Annotated in this window: 22 protein-coding genes; 13 read left to right on the top strand and 9 right to left on the bottom strand. The window is 66.7% G+C overall.

Going from position 1 to position 19,773, the window contains the following annotated elements; translation table 11 throughout:
* Positions 1-20 precede the first annotated feature (20 nt).
* The gene (locus tag AC6RIC_RS18685) at positions 21-1,139 is read right to left on the bottom strand and encodes a D-alanine--D-alanine ligase family protein (protein ID WP_454657625.1); all 1,119 of its coding nucleotides are present in this window, start codon (positions 1,137-1,139) and stop codon (positions 21-23) included.
* A gap of 90 nt (positions 1,140-1,229) precedes the next feature.
* Entirely contained in the window at positions 1,230-2,753 is a 1,524-nt protein-coding gene (locus AC6RIC_RS18680) for a sensor histidine kinase (RefSeq protein ID WP_454657624.1), read from the bottom strand.
* Between the two features lie 87 nt (positions 2,754-2,840).
* Between AC6RIC_RS18680 and AC6RIC_RS18675 the strand changes: the two genes are divergently transcribed.
* The 5 genes from AC6RIC_RS18675 (at position 2,841) to AC6RIC_RS18655 (ending at position 5,657) form a co-directional block, all read left to right on the top strand.
* Positions 2,841-3,392 carry a thermonuclease family protein gene (locus AC6RIC_RS18675; protein WP_454657623.1) on the top strand — a complete coding sequence of 184 codons (552 nt, stop codon included), beginning with the start codon at positions 2,841-2,843 and terminating at the stop codon, positions 3,390-3,392.
* Positions 3,393-3,488: 96 nt separating this feature from the next.
* The gene (locus AC6RIC_RS18670; protein WP_454657622.1) at positions 3,489-4,100 is read left to right on the top strand and encodes a glutathione S-transferase family protein; all 612 of its coding nucleotides are present in this window, start codon (positions 3,489-3,491) and stop codon (positions 4,098-4,100) included.
* Positions 4,100-4,567 (top strand): hypothetical protein, encoded by a 468-nt coding sequence (locus AC6RIC_RS18665; RefSeq protein WP_499733444.1) that lies wholly within the window; start codon positions 4,100-4,102, stop codon positions 4,565-4,567. The genes AC6RIC_RS18670 and AC6RIC_RS18665 overlap by 1 nt, the downstream gene beginning before the upstream one ends.
* Complete coding sequence (locus AC6RIC_RS18660) at positions 4,567-5,034, top strand: hypothetical protein (RefSeq protein ID WP_499733443.1); 468 nt, start codon at positions 4,567-4,569, stop codon at positions 5,032-5,034. Before AC6RIC_RS18665 ends, AC6RIC_RS18660 begins: the two co-directional genes overlap by 1 nt.
* The gene (locus AC6RIC_RS18655; protein ID WP_499733442.1) at positions 5,031-5,657 is read left to right on the top strand and encodes a uracil-DNA glycosylase family protein; all 627 of its coding nucleotides are present in this window, start codon (positions 5,031-5,033) and stop codon (positions 5,655-5,657) included. Before AC6RIC_RS18660 ends, AC6RIC_RS18655 begins: the two co-directional genes overlap by 4 nt.
* 9 nt (positions 5,658-5,666) lie before the next feature.
* Here the strand turns inward: AC6RIC_RS18655 and AC6RIC_RS18650 are convergent, their stop codons facing one another.
* The 3 genes from AC6RIC_RS18650 to AC6RIC_RS18640 form a co-directional block, all read right to left on the bottom strand.
* A complete protein-coding gene (locus tag AC6RIC_RS18650) occupies positions 5,667-6,053 on the bottom strand; it encodes a hypothetical protein (protein ID WP_499733441.1) in 387 nt (128 codons plus the stop codon).
* A 139-nt stretch (positions 6,054-6,192) separates the two neighbouring features.
* Positions 6,193-7,287, bottom strand: coding sequence for a TRAP transporter substrate-binding protein (locus AC6RIC_RS18645; protein WP_499733440.1), 1,095 nt, complete (start codon positions 7,285-7,287; stop codon positions 6,193-6,195).
* Between the two features lie 248 nt (positions 7,288-7,535).
* Positions 7,536-8,621, bottom strand: coding sequence for a TRAP transporter substrate-binding protein (locus AC6RIC_RS18640; protein WP_454657616.1), 1,086 nt, complete (start codon positions 8,619-8,621; stop codon positions 7,536-7,538).
* A gap of 188 nt (positions 8,622-8,809) precedes the next feature.
* On the opposite strand from AC6RIC_RS18640, the gene AC6RIC_RS18635 reads away from it, so the two are divergent.
* Genes AC6RIC_RS18635 through AC6RIC_RS18625 form a run of 3 tightly spaced genes read left to right on the top strand, consistent with a single transcriptional unit; the run spans position 8,810 to position 11,175 of the window.
* Entirely contained in the window at positions 8,810-9,322 is a 513-nt protein-coding gene (locus AC6RIC_RS18635) for a GNAT family N-acetyltransferase (RefSeq protein WP_499733439.1), read from the top strand.
* A gap of 24 nt (positions 9,323-9,346) precedes the next feature.
* Complete coding sequence (gene speB / locus AC6RIC_RS18630; protein WP_499733438.1) at positions 9,347-10,399, top strand: agmatinase; 1,053 nt, start codon at positions 9,347-9,349, stop codon at positions 10,397-10,399.
* Positions 10,396-11,175: a hypothetical protein gene (locus tag AC6RIC_RS18625; RefSeq protein WP_454657613.1), complete on the top strand. Its 780-nt coding sequence runs from the start codon at positions 10,396-10,398 to the stop codon at positions 11,173-11,175. Before speB ends, AC6RIC_RS18625 begins: the two co-directional genes overlap by 4 nt.
* An 18-nt stretch (positions 11,176-11,193) precedes the next feature.
* Here AC6RIC_RS18625 and AC6RIC_RS18620 read toward each other — a convergent pair whose 3' ends face one another.
* On the bottom strand, positions 11,194-11,868 hold the full coding sequence (locus AC6RIC_RS18620; protein ID WP_499736624.1) for a spermidine synthase: 675 nt from the start codon (positions 11,866-11,868) through the stop codon (positions 11,194-11,196).
* 206 nt (positions 11,869-12,074) lie between these two features.
* Here AC6RIC_RS18620 and AC6RIC_RS18615 point away from each other — a divergent pair, with 206 nt between their 5' ends.
* The 4 genes from AC6RIC_RS18615 to AC6RIC_RS18600 all read left to right on the top strand — a co-directional run bounded on the left by AC6RIC_RS18615 (position 12,075) and on the right by AC6RIC_RS18600 (position 15,720).
* Positions 12,075-13,250, top strand: a complete 1,176-nt coding sequence (locus AC6RIC_RS18615; RefSeq protein WP_499736623.1) for an MFS transporter — start codon at positions 12,075-12,077, stop codon at positions 13,248-13,250.
* A 201-nt stretch (positions 13,251-13,451) separates the two neighbouring features.
* Positions 13,452-14,228: a transporter substrate-binding domain-containing protein gene (locus tag AC6RIC_RS18610; protein ID WP_454657610.1), complete on the top strand. Its 777-nt coding sequence runs from the start codon at positions 13,452-13,454 to the stop codon at positions 14,226-14,228.
* A 68-nt stretch (positions 14,229-14,296) separates the two neighbouring features.
* Positions 14,297-15,007: an ABC transporter permease gene (locus AC6RIC_RS18605; protein WP_499733437.1), complete on the top strand. Its 711-nt coding sequence runs from the start codon at positions 14,297-14,299 to the stop codon at positions 15,005-15,007.
* Positions 15,004-15,720 (top strand): ABC transporter permease, encoded by a 717-nt coding sequence (locus AC6RIC_RS18600; protein ID WP_499733436.1) that lies wholly within the window; start codon positions 15,004-15,006, stop codon positions 15,718-15,720. Before AC6RIC_RS18605 ends, AC6RIC_RS18600 begins: the two co-directional genes overlap by 4 nt.
* A gap of 7 nt (positions 15,721-15,727) precedes the next feature.
* On the opposite strand, the gene map is transcribed toward AC6RIC_RS18600, so the two are convergent.
* Positions 15,728-16,480, bottom strand: a complete 753-nt coding sequence (gene map, locus AC6RIC_RS18595; protein ID WP_499733435.1) for a type I methionyl aminopeptidase — start codon at positions 16,478-16,480, stop codon at positions 15,728-15,730.
* Between the two features lie 133 nt (positions 16,481-16,613).
* On the opposite strand from map, the gene AC6RIC_RS18590 reads away from it, so the two are divergent.
* Positions 16,614-17,480 (top strand): NAD(P)-dependent oxidoreductase, encoded by an 867-nt coding sequence (locus tag AC6RIC_RS18590; protein WP_499733434.1) that lies wholly within the window; start codon positions 16,614-16,616, stop codon positions 17,478-17,480.
* Positions 17,481-17,677: 197 nt separating this feature from the next.
* On the opposite strand, the gene AC6RIC_RS18585 is transcribed toward AC6RIC_RS18590, so the two are convergent.
* Together AC6RIC_RS18585 and AC6RIC_RS18580 are read right to left on the bottom strand one after the other, a co-directional pair.
* Entirely contained in the window at positions 17,678-18,862 is a 1,185-nt protein-coding gene (locus AC6RIC_RS18585; RefSeq protein WP_499733433.1) for a multidrug effflux MFS transporter, read from the bottom strand.
* Entirely contained in the window at positions 18,859-19,761 is a 903-nt protein-coding gene (locus tag AC6RIC_RS18580) for a DMT family transporter (RefSeq protein ID WP_499733432.1), read from the bottom strand. Before AC6RIC_RS18580 ends, AC6RIC_RS18585 begins: the two co-directional genes overlap by 4 nt.
* Between the last annotated feature and the right edge of the window lie 12 nt (positions 19,762-19,773).

The raw sequence follows: 19,773 nt of genomic DNA, 5'->3' as shown, positions 1-19,773 counted from the left end.
GAATGACGGCGGTGGAGCTCCTACTCCGCGTAATCCGTCTTCAATCCCGCCCGCTCGGCATGGCGCTCCTGTGCCAGCTCGATCAGCCGTGTGATCAGGGCGGGGTAAGGCAGGCCGGAGGCCTCCATCATCTTCGGATACATGCTGATCGCGGTGAAGCCCGGCAGCGTGTTGATCTCGTTGAAGTAGAAGGCGCCGCTCTGGCGATCGAGGAAGAAATCGACGCGCGCGAGACCGCTGCATTCCAGCGCAAGGAAGGCATCGATCGCGAGCTGCCGCACGCGCGCCATCTGCGCGGCATCGAGCTTGGCCGGCAGGTCGACGCTGGCGCCGTCCTGGTCGAGATACTTCGCCTCGTAGGAGTAGAATTCATGCTGCGGGCCGGCATTGAGTTCGCTGGCGACGCTCGCCACCGGCGGATCGCCGTCGAGCACCGCGACCTCGATCTCGCGGGCATCGATGCCCTGCTCGATCAGGACCTTGGTGTCGTACTGGAAGGCGTCGGTGAGCGCGGCGTCGAGCGCCTCCCAGCTCTTGACCTTATGGACGCCGACGCTGGAGCCCATGTTGCAGGGCTTGACGAAGACGGGGAGCGTGAGCCGCCCCTCGGCCGCCTTGGCCGAGCCCGCGGGATCGCGCCGCCAGTCGCGGCGGGATAGGGCGAGATAAGGCGCGACCGGCAGGCCGGCGAGCGCCGCCAGCCGCTTCGCGATGTCCTTGTGCATGCCGACCGCCGAGGCCAGCACTCCCGAGCCGACATAGGCCGCCCCGGCGAGTTCCAGCAGGCCCTGCATCGCGCCATCCTCGCAGAGCGGGCCATGGATCACCGGGAACACGACATCGACCGGCGCGATCGCCGGCGCGGTGCTGTCGGCAGGCAGGATCGCGGTGCGCTCGCCTTGCGGCTCCAGCCGGATCGCGGGCGAATCCGTTGGGATGGGCAGGCTCTCGGTATTGGCCCCTTCGATCCGGCGCAAGTCGTGGCACTGCCAGCGGCCCTGCTTATCGATGCTCACCGGGACGGGCTCGAAGCGCTCGCGGTCGATATAGCGCAGGACCGAGGCCGCCGATTTCAGCGATACCTCATGCTCGCCCGACTTACCCCCATAGAGCACGGCGACGCGCGTTTTCCGGTTCATGATCCGATGGTCCGAGAGGCTGGAGGAAATGCCTGAACGAGGCTGTGAAAGGATGTCGCCGAGCGATGAGGCGAGATTCGGGCGGCTGGATCAGGCGGCGCGCGGCTTCGCCTTCGGTTCGGGCAAGGCGGCGAGCGTGTCCATCACGCGTTCGGCCGGCAGCGTGATCGTCACCTCGGTGCCGGCGCGCGGCTTGGACTTGAGGAGGAAGCCGCCGCCATGCAGGTCGATCAGCCCCTTGACGATCGGCAGGCCGAGGCCTGAGCCCTGCTCGGCCGTCTTGATCGCAAGGGAGCCACGCCCGAAGCTCTGCATCACGATCGGAATCTCGTTCTCGGGAATGCCGGGGCCGGTATCGGTGACGGAGACATATTGTCCGCCCGTCGCGGTCCAGCCGACCTTGACGGTGATTTCGCCACCCTGGGGCGTGAACTTGATCGCGTTCGAGAGCACGTTGAGCACGGCCTGACGGATGGCGCGCTCATCGGCCCAGACGCGCGGCAGGTCGGGCTCGGCCAGCGCCCGGATGCTCTGGCCCTTGGCCTTGGCCCGCAGCGCCAGCATGTGCTGGCACTCCTCGACGATGCTGGGAAGCGAAAGCGCCTCCTCGTTCAGCTCGTATTTGCCGGCTTCTATGCGCGAGAGGTCGAGAATCTCGTTGATCAGATTGAGCAGGTGCTGGCCCGAGCCGTGGATATCGGCCGAGTATTCCTTGTAGGCGGCATTGGCATGCCCGCCGAAGATCTCGTTCTTCATCACCTCGGAAAAGCCGAGGATGGCGTTGAGCGGCGTGCGCAACTCGTGGCTCATCGTCGCGAGGAAGCGCGATTTGGCGAGGTTTGCCTCTTCCGCCTTGCGCCGGGCCTCGTCCGAATTGGCGTTGGCGGTTTCGAGCTCGGCGATCAGCGCGTCCTTCTCGGCCCTGAACACGATCGAGGCGACCGAGCTCGCATAGAGCCGGTTGGCGAGGAAGATGAAGAAGAGCTGGGCCGAGGCCGCCATCAGCGCCATGGTGACGCTGTCCATGTCGCGCCGGTCCCAGAAGAAGACCATGATTCCGAGGATGATCGGGCTCAGCCCGGCATAGACCGCGATCGGGATCGTCGCCGAGAGCATGACGGTGAGCGCGCTGACGATCAGCAGGGCGGTGGTGGCGAAGACCTTGGCACCGGGCGCATCGACCGAGACGAACAGGAACAGCAGCAGCGACCAGGTCAGGCCGTGCATGCCCTCGGCGAGGGCGAAGAGCCGGCGCCAGAATTTCAACCGGACCTCGCCGGCAGCCTTTGTCAGGAAGCGTCGCGCCATCAGCACGATGATCATCGTCGAGAGCAGCACCGTGCCGCTCCAGACCGCGACGAGCGGAGCAGGCAGCCAGAGGCAAGAGGCGGCGGCGATGCCAAGCACGAGGACCAGCGTGCCGGCGGAGCCCGCGATCCGGTATTGCGCGAAGACGCGCAGCAGTTCGTTGTCGAAGGCGCGTTCCAGCCCGGTCGAGGAGGTCAGCCGTTCGCGCGCGGACTTGACCTCGCGCGTGACCAGCTTCCGGCGTGCCACGGCCGAGGGGTCGGGTCCGCGCCCGCGCTGCACCTGTTCGGCCGTCACTTCCGCCATGATAGGGAGCGTGTATCCTCGTTCGGTCCCTGCGGCATGCAGGGCCCGGCTCGCCATCATGGACACCAAATCGTTAAGCTCTTCCTGATGGCACCCTTCGGATTCGGTCGCTCCCGCTATGGACCTTTCGGCTGGCGCCGCGTCGGCCGGCCGGTCGACTTCGTCGTGGCGCTCGGCCTGCTCGGCTTTCTCGGGCTTGCCGGCGCGATCCTGCAGTATCGGCTCGGGCCGGCGCGCGAACTCACGGGAGCGGCTCAGGCGATCGATGGCGATTCGGTCCGGCTGCTCGGCGAGGAATTGCGTCTGGAAGGCATCGACGCACCCGAATACCGCCAGAGCTGCACTGCCCGCGACGGCAGGCCGGTTGCGTGCGGGCGCGAGGCGCGCCGCGCGTTGCAGGCGATGCTGGCGCGCGGCGAGACGCATTGCGAGATCGGCAAGGCCGATCGCTATGGCCGCGGCCTCGCCCGCTGCCGGCAGGGCGGCACCGACATCAACGCGACGCTGGTGCGCGAAGGCCATGCGGTCTCCTACGGCGCCTACCGTGCCGAGGAGGACGCGGCGCGAGCCGCCGGCCGCGGCATCTGGGCCACGCAGTTCGAGCGCCCGGAAGCCTGGCGCCGCAGCCACTCTCGCTGAGGCTTTCCGCCTTGCTGGCGTCATGAAGCGCCGGCAATCCGGTTGACCTTCCGGCGTGGGCCGTGATCGGGTACGGCGGCAGACGGAGGGGATCCGATGAAGCTCTATGATGGCGGACGGGCGCCGAATCCACGACGGGTCCGCATCTTCTTCGCCGAGAAGGGCGTGCCGCTGCCGGAGCTCGTGCCGGTCGACATCGCCAAGAAGGAGCACAGGACCGAGGCTTTCACCCGGCTCAACCCCGCCCAGCGCCTGCCTGTCCTCGAACTCGACGACGGCACGGCACTCGCCGAGACCATCGCGATCTGCCGCTATATCGAGGCGCTGCACCCGCAGCCGCCGCTCTTCGGCCGCGATGCGAAGGAGCAGGCGACCATCGAGATGTGGAACCGCCGCGTCGAGCTCGGCCTCTTCGCCAGCGTCGCCGCCGTCTTCCGCCACAGCCATCCCTCGATGGCGGAGCTGGAGGAGCAGGTGCCGGAATGGGCCGAGGCCAATCGCGACCAGATGGACGACCATCTCTGGCTGCTCGAATTGCAGCTCGCGGCCAATCCCTTCATCTGCGGCGATGCCCTGACGGTGGCCGACATCACGGCCGGCATCGCCATCGATTTCATGAAGCCGTCGCGCATCCCGCTGCCGGAGGATTTCGTCCATATCCGCCGCTGGCATGGCGAATTGTCCGGCCGCCCGAGCTGGAAGATCTGATGCGCCGGTTCGCTTTGGCCCTGCTCGCCGTCCTGACCTCGCCCGCTCATGCACCGGCCGCCGAAAGGCTGAGCGGCCAGGCGATCGAGCGCGCCTTCCGGGGCAATACGGTCTCCGGCCGCTACACCAATGGCGGCTTCTTCACCGAATATCACGACCCCGATGGCAGGGCGCTCGGCCATAACGGCTGGCAGTCCAATGCCGATGCCTGCTGGATCACCAAGCCGGATAGCATCTGCTACTATTACGGCCCGCAGACCGATCGCACGGTGCATTGCTTCTCGGTTGAGATGAGCGGCGATCTCTACGTCCTGCGCAACAACGGCAACGGCATGGTCAACGCGCTGGCCAAGGTCGAACTCGGCAATCCCCGCAATCATAGCGATAACGGCACGCCCTGGTATTGCGACGGGCTTATCTCGCGGGCGCCCGGTCCCCCGATGAGCCGGAAGCTGGCGCGGCGCTGATGACCAGGCTCGCAGGTATCGCCGGCTTTGCGTTCGGCCTGCTGGCCGCAAGCCAGGCACCTGCGGTCGAGCGCCTGAGCGGCGATCAGATCAGGCGGCTCTTCGAGGGCAACACCGTCTCCGGCCGCTATTCCGGCAGCAACCTGCCGTTCAGTGAGTATCATCACGCCGATGGTCGGGCGAGCGGGCATAATCGCCATCTGACGAATACCGATGCCTGCTGGACCACGACGCCGGATTCCGTCTGCTATTATTACGGACCACTCGAAACGCGCCGCACCTATTGCTTCGCCATCGAGACCAGCGGCGACCTGATCGTCATCCGCAGCCGCCCGAGCGGCCGGATCAACGGCCTCGCTCGCGTCGAGAAGGGCGATCCATACGACTACGCCACGAAGAAATCCGACTGGGTTTGCGACGGCCTGATCTCGCGGGCACCGGGCCGGTCGCGTCTGGCAGGCCGATGAGCCCCGGCGAGGGGCTCGATGAGGTGCTGGCGGAGCTGCGAGCCTGCCGCATCTGCCGTGACGCTCCGCTCTACCTGCCGCCCTTGCCGCATCAGCCCCGCCCGGTCATCCAGGCTGCGGCGACGGCCCGGCTCTGCATCGCCGGGCAGGCGCCGGGCACCCGCGTCCATGCCAGCGGCCGGCCCTTCACCGACCCTTCGGGCGTGCGCCTGCGCAGTTGGCTCGGCATCGACGAAGCGCTGTTCTACGATGCGGCCAAGGTGGCGATCGTGCCGATGGGGTTCTGCTTTCCCGGCCTCGATGCCAAGGGCGGCGACAAGCCTCCGCGGCGGGAATGCGCGCCGACCTGGCGGAGCCGCGTTTTCGCGGGTCTGCCGCGGGTCGAACTCGTGCTGGCGATCGGGCGTTATGCCCAGAGCTGGCATCTCGGTGCGAAGGAAGCGGCCAATCTCTCCGCGACCGTCGCTGACTGGCGTGAAATCCTCGCGCGGCCGGGCTTTCCGCGCGTCCTGCCGCTGCCGCACCCGTCATGGCGCAACAATGCCTGGCTCAAGCGCAACCCGTGGTTCGAGAAGGAACTCCTGCCCGCCTTGCGGCAGGAAGTGACGCGCCTGCTGCGGTAGTCCGGATGCTCAGTAGCGGAAGGGGCCGGAATCGAGCCCGCGATTGACCTGGCCACGCACGCCGACCACCGTGCGGACGGGACCGAGCGCTGTCTGGCCGCGGCTTTCGAGATAGACTACCCCGTCGGCGCGGCTGCCATAGCCATTGCGGGAGCTCTTGCCGAATTCGGCTCGGACGGCGCCGCCCGCCCGCACGCAGAACGCCGAACCTTCCATCCGGATGAAGCCCGCGCCGTATTCCGGGCAGGGACGGGCGGCGGAACCGGGTTTGGCGGCCGGTTTCGCGGTGGCCTCGTACGGCGCTGATTTCCGGGGCAACGGCTCGCCGATCGACTGTGCCGAAGCTGCCGTTGCGAGGCCGGTCAGAAGCAGGGCGAGGGTGGCGGTGCGGAGCATGGCGAACATCCGTGGCGACGGTCCTTGCTACTGAGCCAGCAAGGCGCAGTTGTGGCAAGATCGCCCGTTCAGGCCCGGCCATAGAAAAACCCCGGCTCGCGCCGGGGTGAGTATCCCTCGCGCTACGGGCTCTGTTGGATCAGAGCTGATTCGAAACGCGCGAGCGGATCAGGAAGTTGTCGAAGGTGTATTCGGCGATCTGGAACCAGAGATATTCGTCGCCGCGGAAGGCCGCCATCGAATCGTAGATCTTCTTGAAGTCCGGATTCTTGGCCGAGGTCTCGGCATAGACCTCCTTCGAGGCCTTCAGGCAGGCTTCGAGGATCTCCTGCGAGAACGGGCGCAATTGCGCGCCACCGGCGACCAGACGCTTCAGGGCCGGCGGATTGCGGGCGTCGTATTTCGCCTGCATGTCGATATTGGCCTGGGCCGCGGCCGTGGTGAGCAGCGATTTGTAGGTCTTCGGCAGCTCTTCCCATTTCTTCGTGTTGATGAAGAAATGCAGTGAGGCGCCGCCTTCCCACCAGCCCGGATAATAGTAATACGGCGCAACCTTGTTGAAGCCGAGCTTCTCGTCATCGGCCGGGCCGACCCACTCGGCCGCGTCGATCGTGCCCTTTTCGAGCGCCGGATAGATGTCGCCGCCGCCGATCTGCTGCGGCACGACGCCGAGCTTGCTCATCACCTGCCCGGCGAAGCCGCCGATGCGCATCTTGATGCCCTGCAGGTCGGCGACCGTCTTGATCTCCTTGCGGAACCAGCCACCCATCTGGCAGCCGGTATTGCCGCCGGGCAGGGCGTAGATGCTCGCCTTCCTGTAGAATTCGTTCAGCAGCTCGTTGCCGCCGCCATGGTAGAACCAGGCGTTCTGCATGCGCGCATTGAGCCCGAACGGCACCGCGGTGCCGAAAGCGTAGGTCGGATCCTTGCCGACATAGTAATAGGACGCGGTGTGGCACATCTCGACGGTGCCGTTCGTGACGGCATCCGCCGCCTGCAATGCCGGCACGATCTCGCCGGCCGCAAAAACCTGGATCTGAAAGTTGCCGTCGGTCGCTTCCGAGACGGCTTTGGCGAGAACTTCAGAAGCCCCGTAGATGGTATCCAGCGATTTCGGGAAGGATGAGGTGATGCGCCACCTGATCTCCGGCATCGACTGCGCGATGGCCGGACTGGCGATCGCGCCCGCAGCTGCCCCTGCCGCTGCGGTCTTCAAGAATAGGCGTCGCTTCATCAACCATACCCTCCCTCTGGGTCTCGCCGGTTTTCCGGTCGTGCCGATGCGCGCCAGCAAAGCAGGTCTGTTGGCCGGCGCAAGAGAAATTTGCATAGCTATCATGCAATTTCATCATGAATCGACGCCGAACCCTGTTTTTCGCAGATCGATCATGGGCGGGAGAGGGGAAGGACCGAGCCCGGAATGCAGCAAGGCCCGGCTTTCGCCGGGCCTTGCTTTGTCGAGCGATTGTCGCGCCGGTAAGCTCAGCGAGCGCGGGTGCGGACCTGGAAGACGTCGAAGCTGAGCTCGGCGACCTGCCACCAGAGATACTGGTCGGAACGGAAGGCAGCCATGGCGTCGATCGCCTTCTTGAAGTCCGGGTTCTTGGCCGAGATCTCGGCATAGAGCTCGTTGGAGGCCTTCAGGGAAGCTTCCATCACGTCCTGCGGGAACGGGCGAAGCTGCGTGCCGGCCGCGACGAGGCGCTTCAGCGCCGCCGGGTTCACTACGTCGTAGCGGGCGGCCATCTGCGTGTTGGCATAGGTGCAGGCGGCGGTCAGCGCGGCCTGGTAGGCCTTCGGCAGGGCGTTCCACTTCTCCAGGTTGACGAAGGCGTGCACGGTCGGGCCGCCCTCCCAGAAGCCCGGATAATAGTAGTACGGTGCGACCTTGGCGAAACCGAGCTTCTCGTCGTCATAGGGGCCGACCCACTCGGCGCCGTCGATCGTGCCCTTCTCGAGCGCCGGGTAGATGTCGCCGCCGCCGATCTGCTGCGGCACGACGCCGAGCTTGCTCAGCACCGAGCCGGCGATGCCGCCGATGCGCATCTTCAGGCCCTGGAGGTCGGCGACCGACTTGATCTCCTTGCGGAACCAGCCGCCCATCTGCGCGCCGGTATTGCCGCAGGGCAGGCCGTAGATGTTGAACTTCTTGTAGAACTCGTTGAACAGTTCGTTGCCGCCGTTCTGGAACAGCCAGGCGTTCTGCTGGCGGGCATTGAGGCCGAATGGCACCGAGGCGGCGACAGCGAAGGTCGGGTCCTTGCCGACATAGTAGTACGAGACGGTGTGGGCCATCTCGACGGTGCCGTTGGTCACGGCGTCGGCCGCCTGCAGCGCCGGCACGATTTCACCGGCCGCGAAGACCTGGATCTGGAACTTGCCGTCGGTCAGCTCGGAGACCATTTTCGCCATGATCTCGGCGCCGGCATAGATCGTGTCGAGGGACTTCGGGAAGCTCGACGCCAGGCGCCATTTGATTTCCGGATTCGACTGGGCGACGGCCGGCATGGCGACGGCGGTCGCAGCGGCGCCGGCTGCGGCGGTCTGGATAAACTGACGACGCTTCATCTAGGGACTCTCCTCGGATGTCTGGCGGGTGCGGGCGTTTCGAAACAGCTTCTGCCGCCCGGCGTTCGGAATCGGGTTGTAGCGAATGGGTTTTCGAAGCGCGAGGGATTTCATCGCCGATTCCTGCGACTTTCGGCTAGTTTCCGTCCGCATCTTGGCGCGCTCCTCCGGCGATGGTTAAAGCGGGCATGATCGAGACCGAAAACCTGCGCCTGCGCCGTCCCGAGATCGATGATCTCGACGCGATCCATGCGATGCGCAGCGACCTGAATGTCGTCCGTTTCCTCGGCGGCCGGGCCCTCAATCGCGAGGAGGCTTGGCACCGGCTGATGCGCCTCGTCGGCCACTGGGCCCTGCGCGGCTATGGCATGTTCGCGGTCGTCGAGAAGGGCAGCGGCGCACTGGTCGGCGAAGTCGGCCTGTTCGACGGTTGCCGGGGCCTGTCCCCCGATTTCGACAATGCGCCCGAGGCTGGCTGGATCCTGGCCAGCGCCGCGCATGGCAAGGGCTATGCGGGTGAGGCTGCGGCGGCGGCCCATCGCTGGTTCGCCGCGACCCATGGCGAGCAGCGCAGCGTCTGCATCATCGCGCCCGAGAATCTTGCCTCCTTCCGCGTGGCGCACAAGCTCGGCTACAAGAGCTTTGGACAGGTCGATTACCATAACGGGCCGATGACGATGCTCGAACGCATCCCCGGCTGAAGAGCGTGAGGCGGGGAGGCCGGCATGGATCAGGACAGGCTCGCGAAGCTGCGGCAGCGTTATGCCGGCGCCGGCGGCGGTGACATTCACCATCCGCACTTCGCCAAGGTGGCCGCAGCCCAGTTCACCGGCGACAAGCGCAAATGGCCCTTCGCCGATGTCGCGACCTTCGTCGGTGCGCCCTACCGCCCCGATGCCCTGACCACGCCCGGCCTCGGCGGGCTCGACGTCGCGATCATCGGCGTGCCGATGGATCTCGGCGTCACCAATCGCGCCGGCGCGCGCCTCGGTCCGCGCGCGGTGCGTGCGATCGAGCGCATGGGGCCGATGGATCATGTGCTGGGCACGGCCCCTTTCACCATGCTCAAGGCGGCCGATATCGGCGACGTGCCGTTCCGCTCGCGTTACTCGCTGGAGAGCTGCCACGAGGATATCGAGGCGACCTTCAGGACGATCGTCGAGGCCGGCGTTTCGCCGCTGGCCGTCGGCGGCGACCACTCGATCACCTATTCGATCCTGAAGGCGGTCGGCGCGAAGCGCCCGGTCGGCATGGTCCATATCGACGCCCATTGCGATACATCCGGCCCCTATGAGGGTTCGAAATTCCATCATGGCGGGCCGTTCCGGCAGGCGGTGCTGGACGGGGTGCTCGATCCCGAGCGCGTGATCCAGATCGGCATCCGCGGCGGCGCCGAATATCTCTGGGAGTTCTCCTACGAGTCCGGCATGACCGTGATCCACGCCAACGAGGTCGACGATCTCGGCCTGGAGGCGGTGATCGCGAAGGCATTGGCCGTGATCGGCGACGGGCCGACCTATGTCTCCTTCGATGTCGATTCGCTCGATCCGGGCTTTGCGCCGGGTACGGGCACGCCCGAAGTCGGGGGCCTGAGCCCGCGCGAGGCCTTGGCGATCCTGCGGGCGCTGAAGGGACGCGACATCGTCGCCGCGGATGTCGTAGAAGTCGCCCCGCAATACGACGCGACAAGCAACACGGCGCAGTGCGCGGCACAGGTGCTCTTCACCGAGCTCTGCCTGCTGGCTGAGGCGCGCGCTTCGGGAAAAGGACGACCATGATTCGGATTCGATCGATCGCACGGATCGCCGCGCTCGGCGGGCTCTGCCTGCTGGCTCCCGCCGCGCGCGCCGAGGTGCCCGCCAACGGAAAGGCCTATCTGGACGCCGCCTACGCCTCCGTCGAATCGCTGTTCAAGCTGTATGACGGCAAGCCCAACCTGCCGCGCCTGTCGGACCCGGTCGACGGCAAGGTTCTGGCCGATGTCTGGAACGCCCCGGCAATCCTCGGCAAGCCGCCCTATGGCGCTGACGATCTCCCCACGCTGATCGATTTCGTGAAGAAGCAGACCAGCATCCTGCAGGCCTATGCCCTGTTCTCGCCGCAGCCGGGCCGGAAGGCCCCGGACCAGGCGGCGAATGCCGTCGAGTTTCAGGACGAGCTGACCCGGGCGCGCGTCTTCCTGCTTCAGACGGCGGGCGGCGTCCTGTCGGCGATCAATGATTTCGCCGCCAGGCTGAAGGATCAGGACAAGACCGAGGATCGGGCACGGGGCTTGCGGGAGATGCGGCTCGGCCTGCAGGAGATCGTCGTCGGCGCGGCGCTGGCGCTGCGCAGCCCCGAACTGCGCGATGCGAATCGCCTGTTGATCGCGCAGGCCTTCGCCGAGAATGCCGCCGGCATCGCCACCGCACTGGCCCCGCCGGACCGGACTGCGCTCGTGTCGGCGCTCCAGGCGGTTCGCCCGTCCCTGAAGCCGGAAGCGCAGAAGGCGATCACGGATTTCGCCACGGCCGTGACCGCCGCTCCTTGCGAGCTCTTCTGCCTCGTCAACTGAGCGGCGGCGGCGCCGCTCTCAGGGCCGCGTTGCCAGCCAGATCACATGCCGAGCCCCGCCGCCGGTGCGGCGGGCGCGTGCGGTCACCTCTTCGGTGGCGAAGCCGGCCTGGCGCAAACGCCGAGTGAAGCCGTGATCCGGCCCCGAGGACCAGACCGCCAGAATGCCGCCCGGCCGTAATGCCGCCCGGGCGGCCTGCAGCCCCTCCGCCCCGTAGAGCTGGTCGTTGCCGGCGACGGTGAGCCCTTCCGGGCCATTGTCGACATCGAGCAGGATGGCGTCGTGGCGCGCCTTGCCGGCGCCGATCGCGGCGGCGACGTCGGTGACATTCACCCGCACGCGGGTATCGTCGAGAGAGCCGGCGAAGACCGCGGCCATCGGCCCCCGCGCCCAGACGACGACGGCGGGAATGAGTTCCGCCACCTCCACTTGCGCATCATCAGGCAGATGGTCGAGCGCGGCCCGCAGGGTGAAGCCCATGCCGAGGCCGCCGATCAGGATGCTCGGCTGCCGGCGCTGTCCCAGCCTGTCGCAGACCAATGTCGCCAGCGCCTCTTCCGATCCGCTGAGGCGGCTGTTCATCAGCTCGTTGCTGCCGAGCATGATCGAGAATTCGCTGCCGCGCTGCTTGAGCCTGAGGTCGCCGCTGCCGTCCGGCAAGGCTGCCGTATCAAGGGTGGTCCAGGGTATCACGTCGCTCTCGCCTGTCTGGGAAGCCGCCTTATAGCGCATTTGATCCGAGGGCTCGGAAGCCAAAACGATATGCGCAGATTGCATGAAGTATCGCCGCGGGCGTCGTTGATCGGTTGGTGATGCATGGCTATTTCATGTTGCATCGCAGCATTCGCTGCCGCCTTCCGTGAAAGCCCAATACGACGCTCGCCGCGAACGATCGCAGCCTGGACGTATCCGCGTCCGCTCACGCGCCTACCTCGGCAGGGCTCGTGCTGTTCGCGCTCGTCATGGGCGGCTTCGCCATCGGCACCACCGAATTCGCGACGATGAGCCTGCTGCCGTATTTCTCGGCGGGTCTCGGCATCGACGAGCCGACCGCGGGCCATGTCATCAGCATCTATGCGCTCGGCGTCGTCGTCGGCGCGCCCCTGATCGCCGTGCTGGCGGCGCGGATTCCGCGCCGCACGCTATTGATCGGTCTGATGGCCCTCTTCGCGCTCGGCAACGGGTTGAGCGCGCTGGCCCCGACCTATCACTGGATGCTGGTCTTCCGCTTCCTGAGCGGTCTGCCGCACGGCGCCTATTTCGGTGTCGCGGCGCTGGTTGCGGCCTCACTCTCGGCGCCGAATCGCCGGGCGCAATCGGTGGCGCGCGTCATGCTCGGCCTGACGGTTGCGACGATTCTCGGCGTTCCTGCCGCGAGCTGGATGGGGCAGGTGCTGGGCTGGCGCACGGGTTTCGCCATCGTCGCCGGCCTCGCCCTGCTGACGGTGGTCCTGATCGCCCTGTTCGCGCCGCGCGACACCGTCCAGCCGGGCGCGAGCCCGCTGCGGGAGCTCGGCGCCCTGAAGCGGCGGCAGGTCTGGCTGACGCTGGCGACCGGCGCGATCGGCTTCGGCGGCCTCTTTGCTGTCTATACCTATGTCGCCTCGACCCTGATGGCGGTGACCGAGGCTTCGCCCGCGCTCGTTCCCGTCGTGCTCGCGATCTTCGGTCTGGGATTGACGGCCGGCACGCTCGTCGCCGGCTGGGCCGCCGACCGTGCGCTCGTTCCCGCAACCGCGGGCATGCTGCTCTGGAGCGCCTTCTGGCTGGCGGCCTTTCCCTTCGCGGCCGGCAACATCTGGGCGGTCTCGCTGGTCATCTTCATGATCGGCAGCGGCGGCGGACTCGGCGCCATGCTCCAGACCCGCCTGATGGACGTTGCCGACGACGCGCAGACGCTCGCTGCCGCGCTCAACCACAGCGCCTTCAACGCCGCCAATGCGCTCGGCCCCTGGCTCGGCGGCATGGCGATTGCCGCCGGCTACGGCTGGACCTCGACCGGCTGGGTCGGCTCAGGCCTGGCGCTGGGCGGTCTCGCGATCTGGATCGTCGCTGTTCTCGACGCGCGCCGCTGAACCTGATGGCGGGGCCTTTCCGGCCCGCCCATCACCTGCTTCTTTGGTCGCATTCCGGTCAGCGCCGGTCGTTTGGGCGTGCAAGCCGCGAAAAGCTGCGCCGCTCCCTCTTGCGAGCGGCGCGAAACTGCGCCCAATCTGTCGCCACAGAACCGGACCGGGACAACAGGAAGACCGGCCGGCTGAATCTGCGGAGGTTCCATGAAGAGTTTCGTTCGTTTCATCGCGGCGGCGGCGTTGACGGTTGCCGGCGCGACAGGGGCGCTCGCCCAGGCCAAGGAGTGGAAGGAGATCCGGATCGGCACGGAAGGCGCCTATCCGCCCTTCAACAACCTGAATGCCAAGAAGGAGCTCGAAGGCTACGAGATCGACTACGGCAACCTGCTCTGCGAGCGGATGAAGGTGAAATGCACCTGGGTCGTGCAGGACTGGGACGGCATCATCCCGGCGCTGCTGGCCAACAAATACGACGTCATCATCGCCGGCATGAACGCGACCGATGAGCGCAAGAAGCAGGTCGACTTCACCACGCCTTACAACAAGACCCCGATCTGGATGATCGGCCCGAAGAGCACCAAGTCGGACGACATCTCGCCGGCGGCGCTGAAGGGCAAGGCGATCGGCGCGCAGGGCTCGACCATCCACGCCAACTATCTCGAGAAGTACTACAAGGACTCGACGCCCCGGCTCTACCCGACCCAGGAAGAGGCCAATCTCGACCTGATCAACGGCCGGCTCGACTATATCGTCGCTGACGCGCTCGCCCTCTCGGACTTCCTGACCGGCAAGGGCAAGGATTGCTGCAAGTTCGTCGCCGAGGTGAAGCGCGACGACGCGATCCATGGCCCGGGTGTAGGTGCCGCGATCCGCAAGTCCGACACGGCGCTGAAGGCCATGTTCGACAAGGCGATCGCCGAGACGACCGCCGACGGCTCGAACCAGAAGATTCAGGACAAGTGGCTGAAATTCTCCAAGTGACGCCTGCAAACGCCTGACTCTCGCCGGCGCCTTTGCGCCGGCGAGCATTCTCTCCCGCACGGCACCTCATGCTCGAAAAATTCGCATTGCTCGGCTTCGGCCCTTCCGGCTGGGGGCCGGCCCTGCTTCAGGGCGCCGCCACGACGCTCTCGGTCGCGCTCGCAACCCTGCCATTCGGCCTGGGGCTCGGTCTCGTTATCGCGCTCTTGAAGCGCTCCGATAACATCCTGCTGCGCGCGCTGGCGACGATCTACACCACCGTGTTCCGCGGCGTGCCGGAATTGCTCACACTCTACATCATCTATTTCGGCATCCAGATCCTGGTGCAGCAGGTCTGGCCGGGCTTCTCGATTCCGCCCTTTGGCGCGGGCATGGTCGCGCTCGGCATGGTGCTTGCCGCCTTCTCCAGCGAGGTCTGGGTCGGCGCGCTCAATTCGATCCAGAAGGGCCAGCGCGAGGCTGCCGCCGCGCTCGGCCTCTCGAAGGCGCAGGCCTTCCGCCTCGTCGTCTTCCCGCAACTGATCCGCGTGGCGCTGCCCGGCCTCGGCAATAACTGGATGGTGCTTCTGAAGGAGACCTCGCTGATCTCCGTGATCACGCTGCAGGACATCATGTTCATTGCGACGCGGGCCAATGTCGTGACCAAGGAGCCGTTCCTGTTCTTCGGCACGGCGATGCTGCTCTATTTCTTCTTCTCGCTGGTCTCCGCCTGGGGCATCGACAAGCTCGAGCAGCGCACCAATCGCGGCCAGGCCGCCTTCGGCGGAGCGACGCGATGAACTGGTGCGAATATCCCGGCGCCTGGGTCGGCAGCGAAGTGCTGCAGAACTACGGCTGCCGCATGGCGAGCGGCCTCTGGGTCACCTTCGAACTCGTGGCGATCTCGGTCGCCATCGGATTCTTTCTGGCGCTCGGCCTTGCCGTGACCCGGCTCTACGGCCCGCGCTGGGCGCGGATGGCGGTGAGCGGCTACACCACCTTCCTGCGCGGCACGCCGCTGCTCTGTCAGCTTTTCCTCGTCTATTACGGGCTCGGCCAGTTCCGCGAGTTCTGGCAGGGCATCGGCCTGTGGTGGTTCTTCCGCGAGCCGTTCTTCTGCGCGCTGTTCACCTTCACCATCAATACCGCCGCCTATCAGGCCGAGATCCTGCGCGGCGCCATCCAGGCCATCCCGCGCGGCCAATTCGAGGGGGCGCTCTCGCTCGGCCTGCATCGCTGGTCGACGCTGCGCCTCGTCGTGCTGCCGCAGGCGATGATCCTGGCGCTGCGCCCGCTCGGAAACGAGCTGATCGTGATGATCAAGTCGAGCGCCATCGTCTCGCTGGTGACGCTGTTCGACCTGATGGGCGCGACGCGGCTCGCCTTCGCACGCTCCTTCGACCTCACGATCTATCTCTATGCCGCGCTGATCTATCTCGTGCTGGTCGAGATCATCCGCCGCGTCTGGGACAGGCTCGAAATCAGGTTGAGCCGGCACATGGCGCTGCGCTGACCCGGTCTCAGCCCGGCAGGGTCAGCACCACCGCGCCCCGTGGGGTGGCGACGACGGTGTGCTCGTACTGGACGGTGGGCGCGCACGGATCGCTGTAGAGCGTCCAGCGATCACCGTCTGCGTTCTCCGCCCAGTCTGCGCCCAGCGACAGGAACGGCTCGACGGTGAAGACGAGCCCGTTCGTCATGGTCCGGCGTTCGCTGCGATCCGGCCAGGTCGCGATCTCCTTGGGTTCCTCGTGGAGCGAACGGCCGACGCCGTGGCTCGCGAGATTGCGCACCAGCGTATAGCCGTTCTTGTCGGCGAAGCGCCCGATGGCCTGCCCGATTCCGGCCAGCGGCTTGCCGGCGCCGACCTGCCCGATGCCGGCCCAGAGCGCGCGGCGGCCGTCGCGGCAGAGCCGCTCCAGCTTCGGCCTGATCGGCGGCACGGCGAAGGACGCGCCGGTATCGGCGAAGAAGCCGTTCTTCTCGGCGGAGACGTCGATATTGACGAGATCGCCCGCCAGGATGCGCCGCTCGCCGGGAATGCCGTGGGCGATCTCCTCGTTGATGCTGATGCAGGCCGCGCCGGGGAATTCATAGGCGAGCTCCGGGGCAGGGCGCGCGCCATGGTGTTCGAGATAGTCGCGGCCGATCGTGTCGAGTTCGGCGGTGGTCATGCCGGGCTCGATCGCCTTGCCCATGGCCGCGAGTGCGCGGGCCACGATGCCGCCGATCTCCTTCAGCGCCTGCAATTCGTCGTCGTTGGATATGGTCATGAACCGGAGCTAAGCCGCGCGCCTCGCGCCCGCAAGGGAAAAGCCGCATGGGCGAATGGCGTGCAATCGCCTTCCCCGCCCGGCGCGTGCACGCTAAAGCGGGATTATCTTTGAAGAAAAGCGGGAGTTCGGCATGGCCAAAGTCGCATTCATCGGTCTCGGCGTGATGGGGTTCCCCATGGCCGGCCATCTCAAGGCCAAGGGTCATGAGGTCACCGTCTACAACCGCAACCCGACGAAGGCGCAGGATTGGGTCTCCCGCCATGGCGGGCTCTCGGCGCCGACCCCGGCCGAGGCCGCCAGGGGGCAGGAGATCGTCTTCTGCTGCGTCGGCAATGACGACGACCTGCGCTCGGTGACGACGGGCGAGAACGGAGCCTTTGCCGGCATGGAGAAGGGCGCGGTCTTCGTCGACCACACCACGGCCTCCGCCAATGTCGCGCGCGAGCTTTACGAGGCCGCGAAGCAGGGCGGCTTCGGCTTCGTCGACGCGCCGGTCTCGGGCGGGCAGGCCGGCGCCGAGAACGGCGTGCTGACCGTGATGTGCGGCGGCGAGCCCGAGACCTATGCCCGCGTCGAGCCGGTGATCGCGAGCTTCGCGCGCATGTGCAAGCTGATGGGCCCGGCCGGTTCCGGCCAGCTCACCAAGATGGTCAACCAGATCTGCATTGCCGGCCTCGTCCAGGGCTTGTCGGAAGGCGTCCATTTCGCCAAGCGCGCCGGGCTCGATGTCGAGACCATGCTGGAGGTCATCTCCAAGGGCGCCGCCGGCTCCTGGCAGATGGAGAACCGCGGCAAGACGATGAACCAGAACAAGTTCGATTTCGGCTTCGCCGTCGACTGGATGCGCAAGGATCTCGGCATCGTGCTCGACGAGGCCCGCCGCAACGGCGCGCAGCTGCCGGTCACCGCGCTGGTCGACCAGTTCTATGCCGAAGTCCAGAAGATGGGCGGCAATCGCTGGGATACGTCGAGCCTGATCGCTCGTCTCGAAGGCTGAGGGCGTCCCTTTGCCTTAGGCAGAACCGCCTTTGTCATTCCGGGGCGCGCCGCAGGCGCGAACCCGGAACCCACGACTGGGTGAGACATCAGGTGTTCGATTGCAAGCGGCTCACCCGGTCGTGGGTTCCGGGTTCTTCGCTCCGCGAAGCCCCGGAATGACAAAGGGTGGCGCCGACGGCTTGCCGCGGTGGTCGCTCAAGTGGCCTGAGGCCGTTTCCGCACGAACGTGACGGCGGCCAACCCGGTCGTCGTCAGAAGCCAGACGAACAGGTTCATCGATTGCGGCCACAGCGTCACGAGCCAACTGATCAAGACGGTGAGCGCTGCGCTGAAGCCGAGCTGGGTCGCGCCCAATAACCCGGCCGCCGAGCCCGCCAGCTCCGGCCGGGCCGAAAGGGCCTCGGCCGTCGCGCCGGGGATCGTCATGCCGTTGCCGACCGCGTTCAGGGCCAGCGGCAGGAACAGTGCCAACGGCGACCACCAGGGCGAGAGCGACAGGGCGAGCGCTATCGCGGTTCCGACGAAGGAGATCATCAGGCCGCGCCGCACCATCGTCTGCGTGCCCATGCGCACCGCCAGCCGCGACATCGCGAAGTTGCCGATCATGTAGCCGAGCGCGTTCAGGATGAAATAGGTGCCGTAGACGTCGGAGCCGCGCCCCATCGTCTCGACGATGATATAGGGCGTCGCCGCGATGAAGACGAAGAAGGCCGACGAGGCCGATGATCCCACCATGACGTTCAGCATGAAGTCGCGGTTGCGCACCAGTTCCGGAAAGACGCGGAAGACGCCGAGCAGCGAGCTCTGCCGGCCGAGATTGGGCGCGGTCTCCGGCAGGCGCGCAAGCGTGAAGACAAGCACGGCCGCGCCGAACAGGGTCATGAACCAGAAGATCGCGCGCCAGCCGAAGGCGGTCTCGATCTGGCCGCCGAGCCAGGGCGCGAGCATCGGCGCCACCACCATCACCATGGTGACGGTGGCGATCTGGCTCGCGGCGTTGTCGCGGTCGGCGGTGTCGCGGATGATCGCGCGCGATAGCGCGAAGACCGCGCCGCCGCCGGCCCCTTCCAGCACCCGCGCGATCAGCAGGACATGCGTCGTGGGGGCCAGCGCTCCGAGTACGGAGCCGAGCGCGAACAGGACGACACCAGCATTGACGCAGGGGCGGCGCCCGAAGCGGTCGGATAGCGGTCCGATGATGAGCTGGGTCACGGCGACCGCGACGAGGAACAGCGTCAGCGTGAGCTGGATCGTCGCGTAGTTCGAAGAAAAATGCCGGGCGAGCGCGGGCGTCGCTGGTGCGAGCAGGTTGAGCGCGATCGGCTGCAGCGCCGAGATCGCGACGAGGATCGCAAGCGTGGGCTTGACCGCAGCCGTCATGCTGGCCGCTTCCGCGTGAGTTTCAGGTTGGAATCGGGCCGCACGCGCTGGCGATGCATGGTGTAGAGCCCGCTGCCGACGATCAGTGCGACGCCGATGAGGGCGTAGAGATCCGGCACGTCGCCCCAGACGGCATAGCCCAGCACGGTCGCGAAGACGACGATGGCGTAGCGATACTGCGAGATCACGCCGACATCGGTGCGCCGGAAGGCGCTGATGATGAAGAAGGTGCCGGCTGTGACCAGGACGGCGGCGAGCGCGACATAGATGGTCTCCACGCGCCAGATCGGCAGCCACTCCTCGGTGAAGCCGTAGGCGACGGCGACGATGCCGACGAGGACGGTCGTGGTCAGCGATACCACCGTCGAGGGCACGTCGTCGCCGATGGTGCGGGTCGTCAGGTCCCGGCCGGCGACGAGGATGGCGCTGATGACGGCGACGATGGCGGCGGCGTTGAAGGATTCGGCGCCCGGGCGCACCACGAACAGCACGCCGACGAAGCCGACGGCCAACGCCACCACCCGCCGCCAGCCGACGCGCTCCATGCCCAGCAGAACCGCCAGCGCGACGATGAGCAGCGGCGAGGCCATGTTGATCGCGGTGAGATTGGCGAGCGGCATGAGGCCGAGCGACCAGCCGAAAGTCAGCGCGCCGAAGGCCTCGATAATGCCGCGCTGCAGCACGCGGGGGCGGAACGCCAGGCGCAGGCGATCGCCCTCGCGGGCGAGGAAGACGAGCGCGAAGCCGATCACGACCGCGATGCCGGCCCTGAGCGCGATCGACTGCCCGGCCGGGTAAGCCTCGCGCGCGAGCTTCATGAACACGTCGTTGATGACGAAAAGTGACATCGCCGCGAGCATGAAGATGATGCCGCGGCGGTTTTCGGCTGCGCTGGCCAAGGGATGGAATCC

This window comes from Allobosea sp. TBD101, from assembly GCF_059817965.1.
The sequence above is the reverse complement of the archived record's forward strand: the minus strand, read 5'-3'. Positions and strand labels throughout refer to the sequence as shown.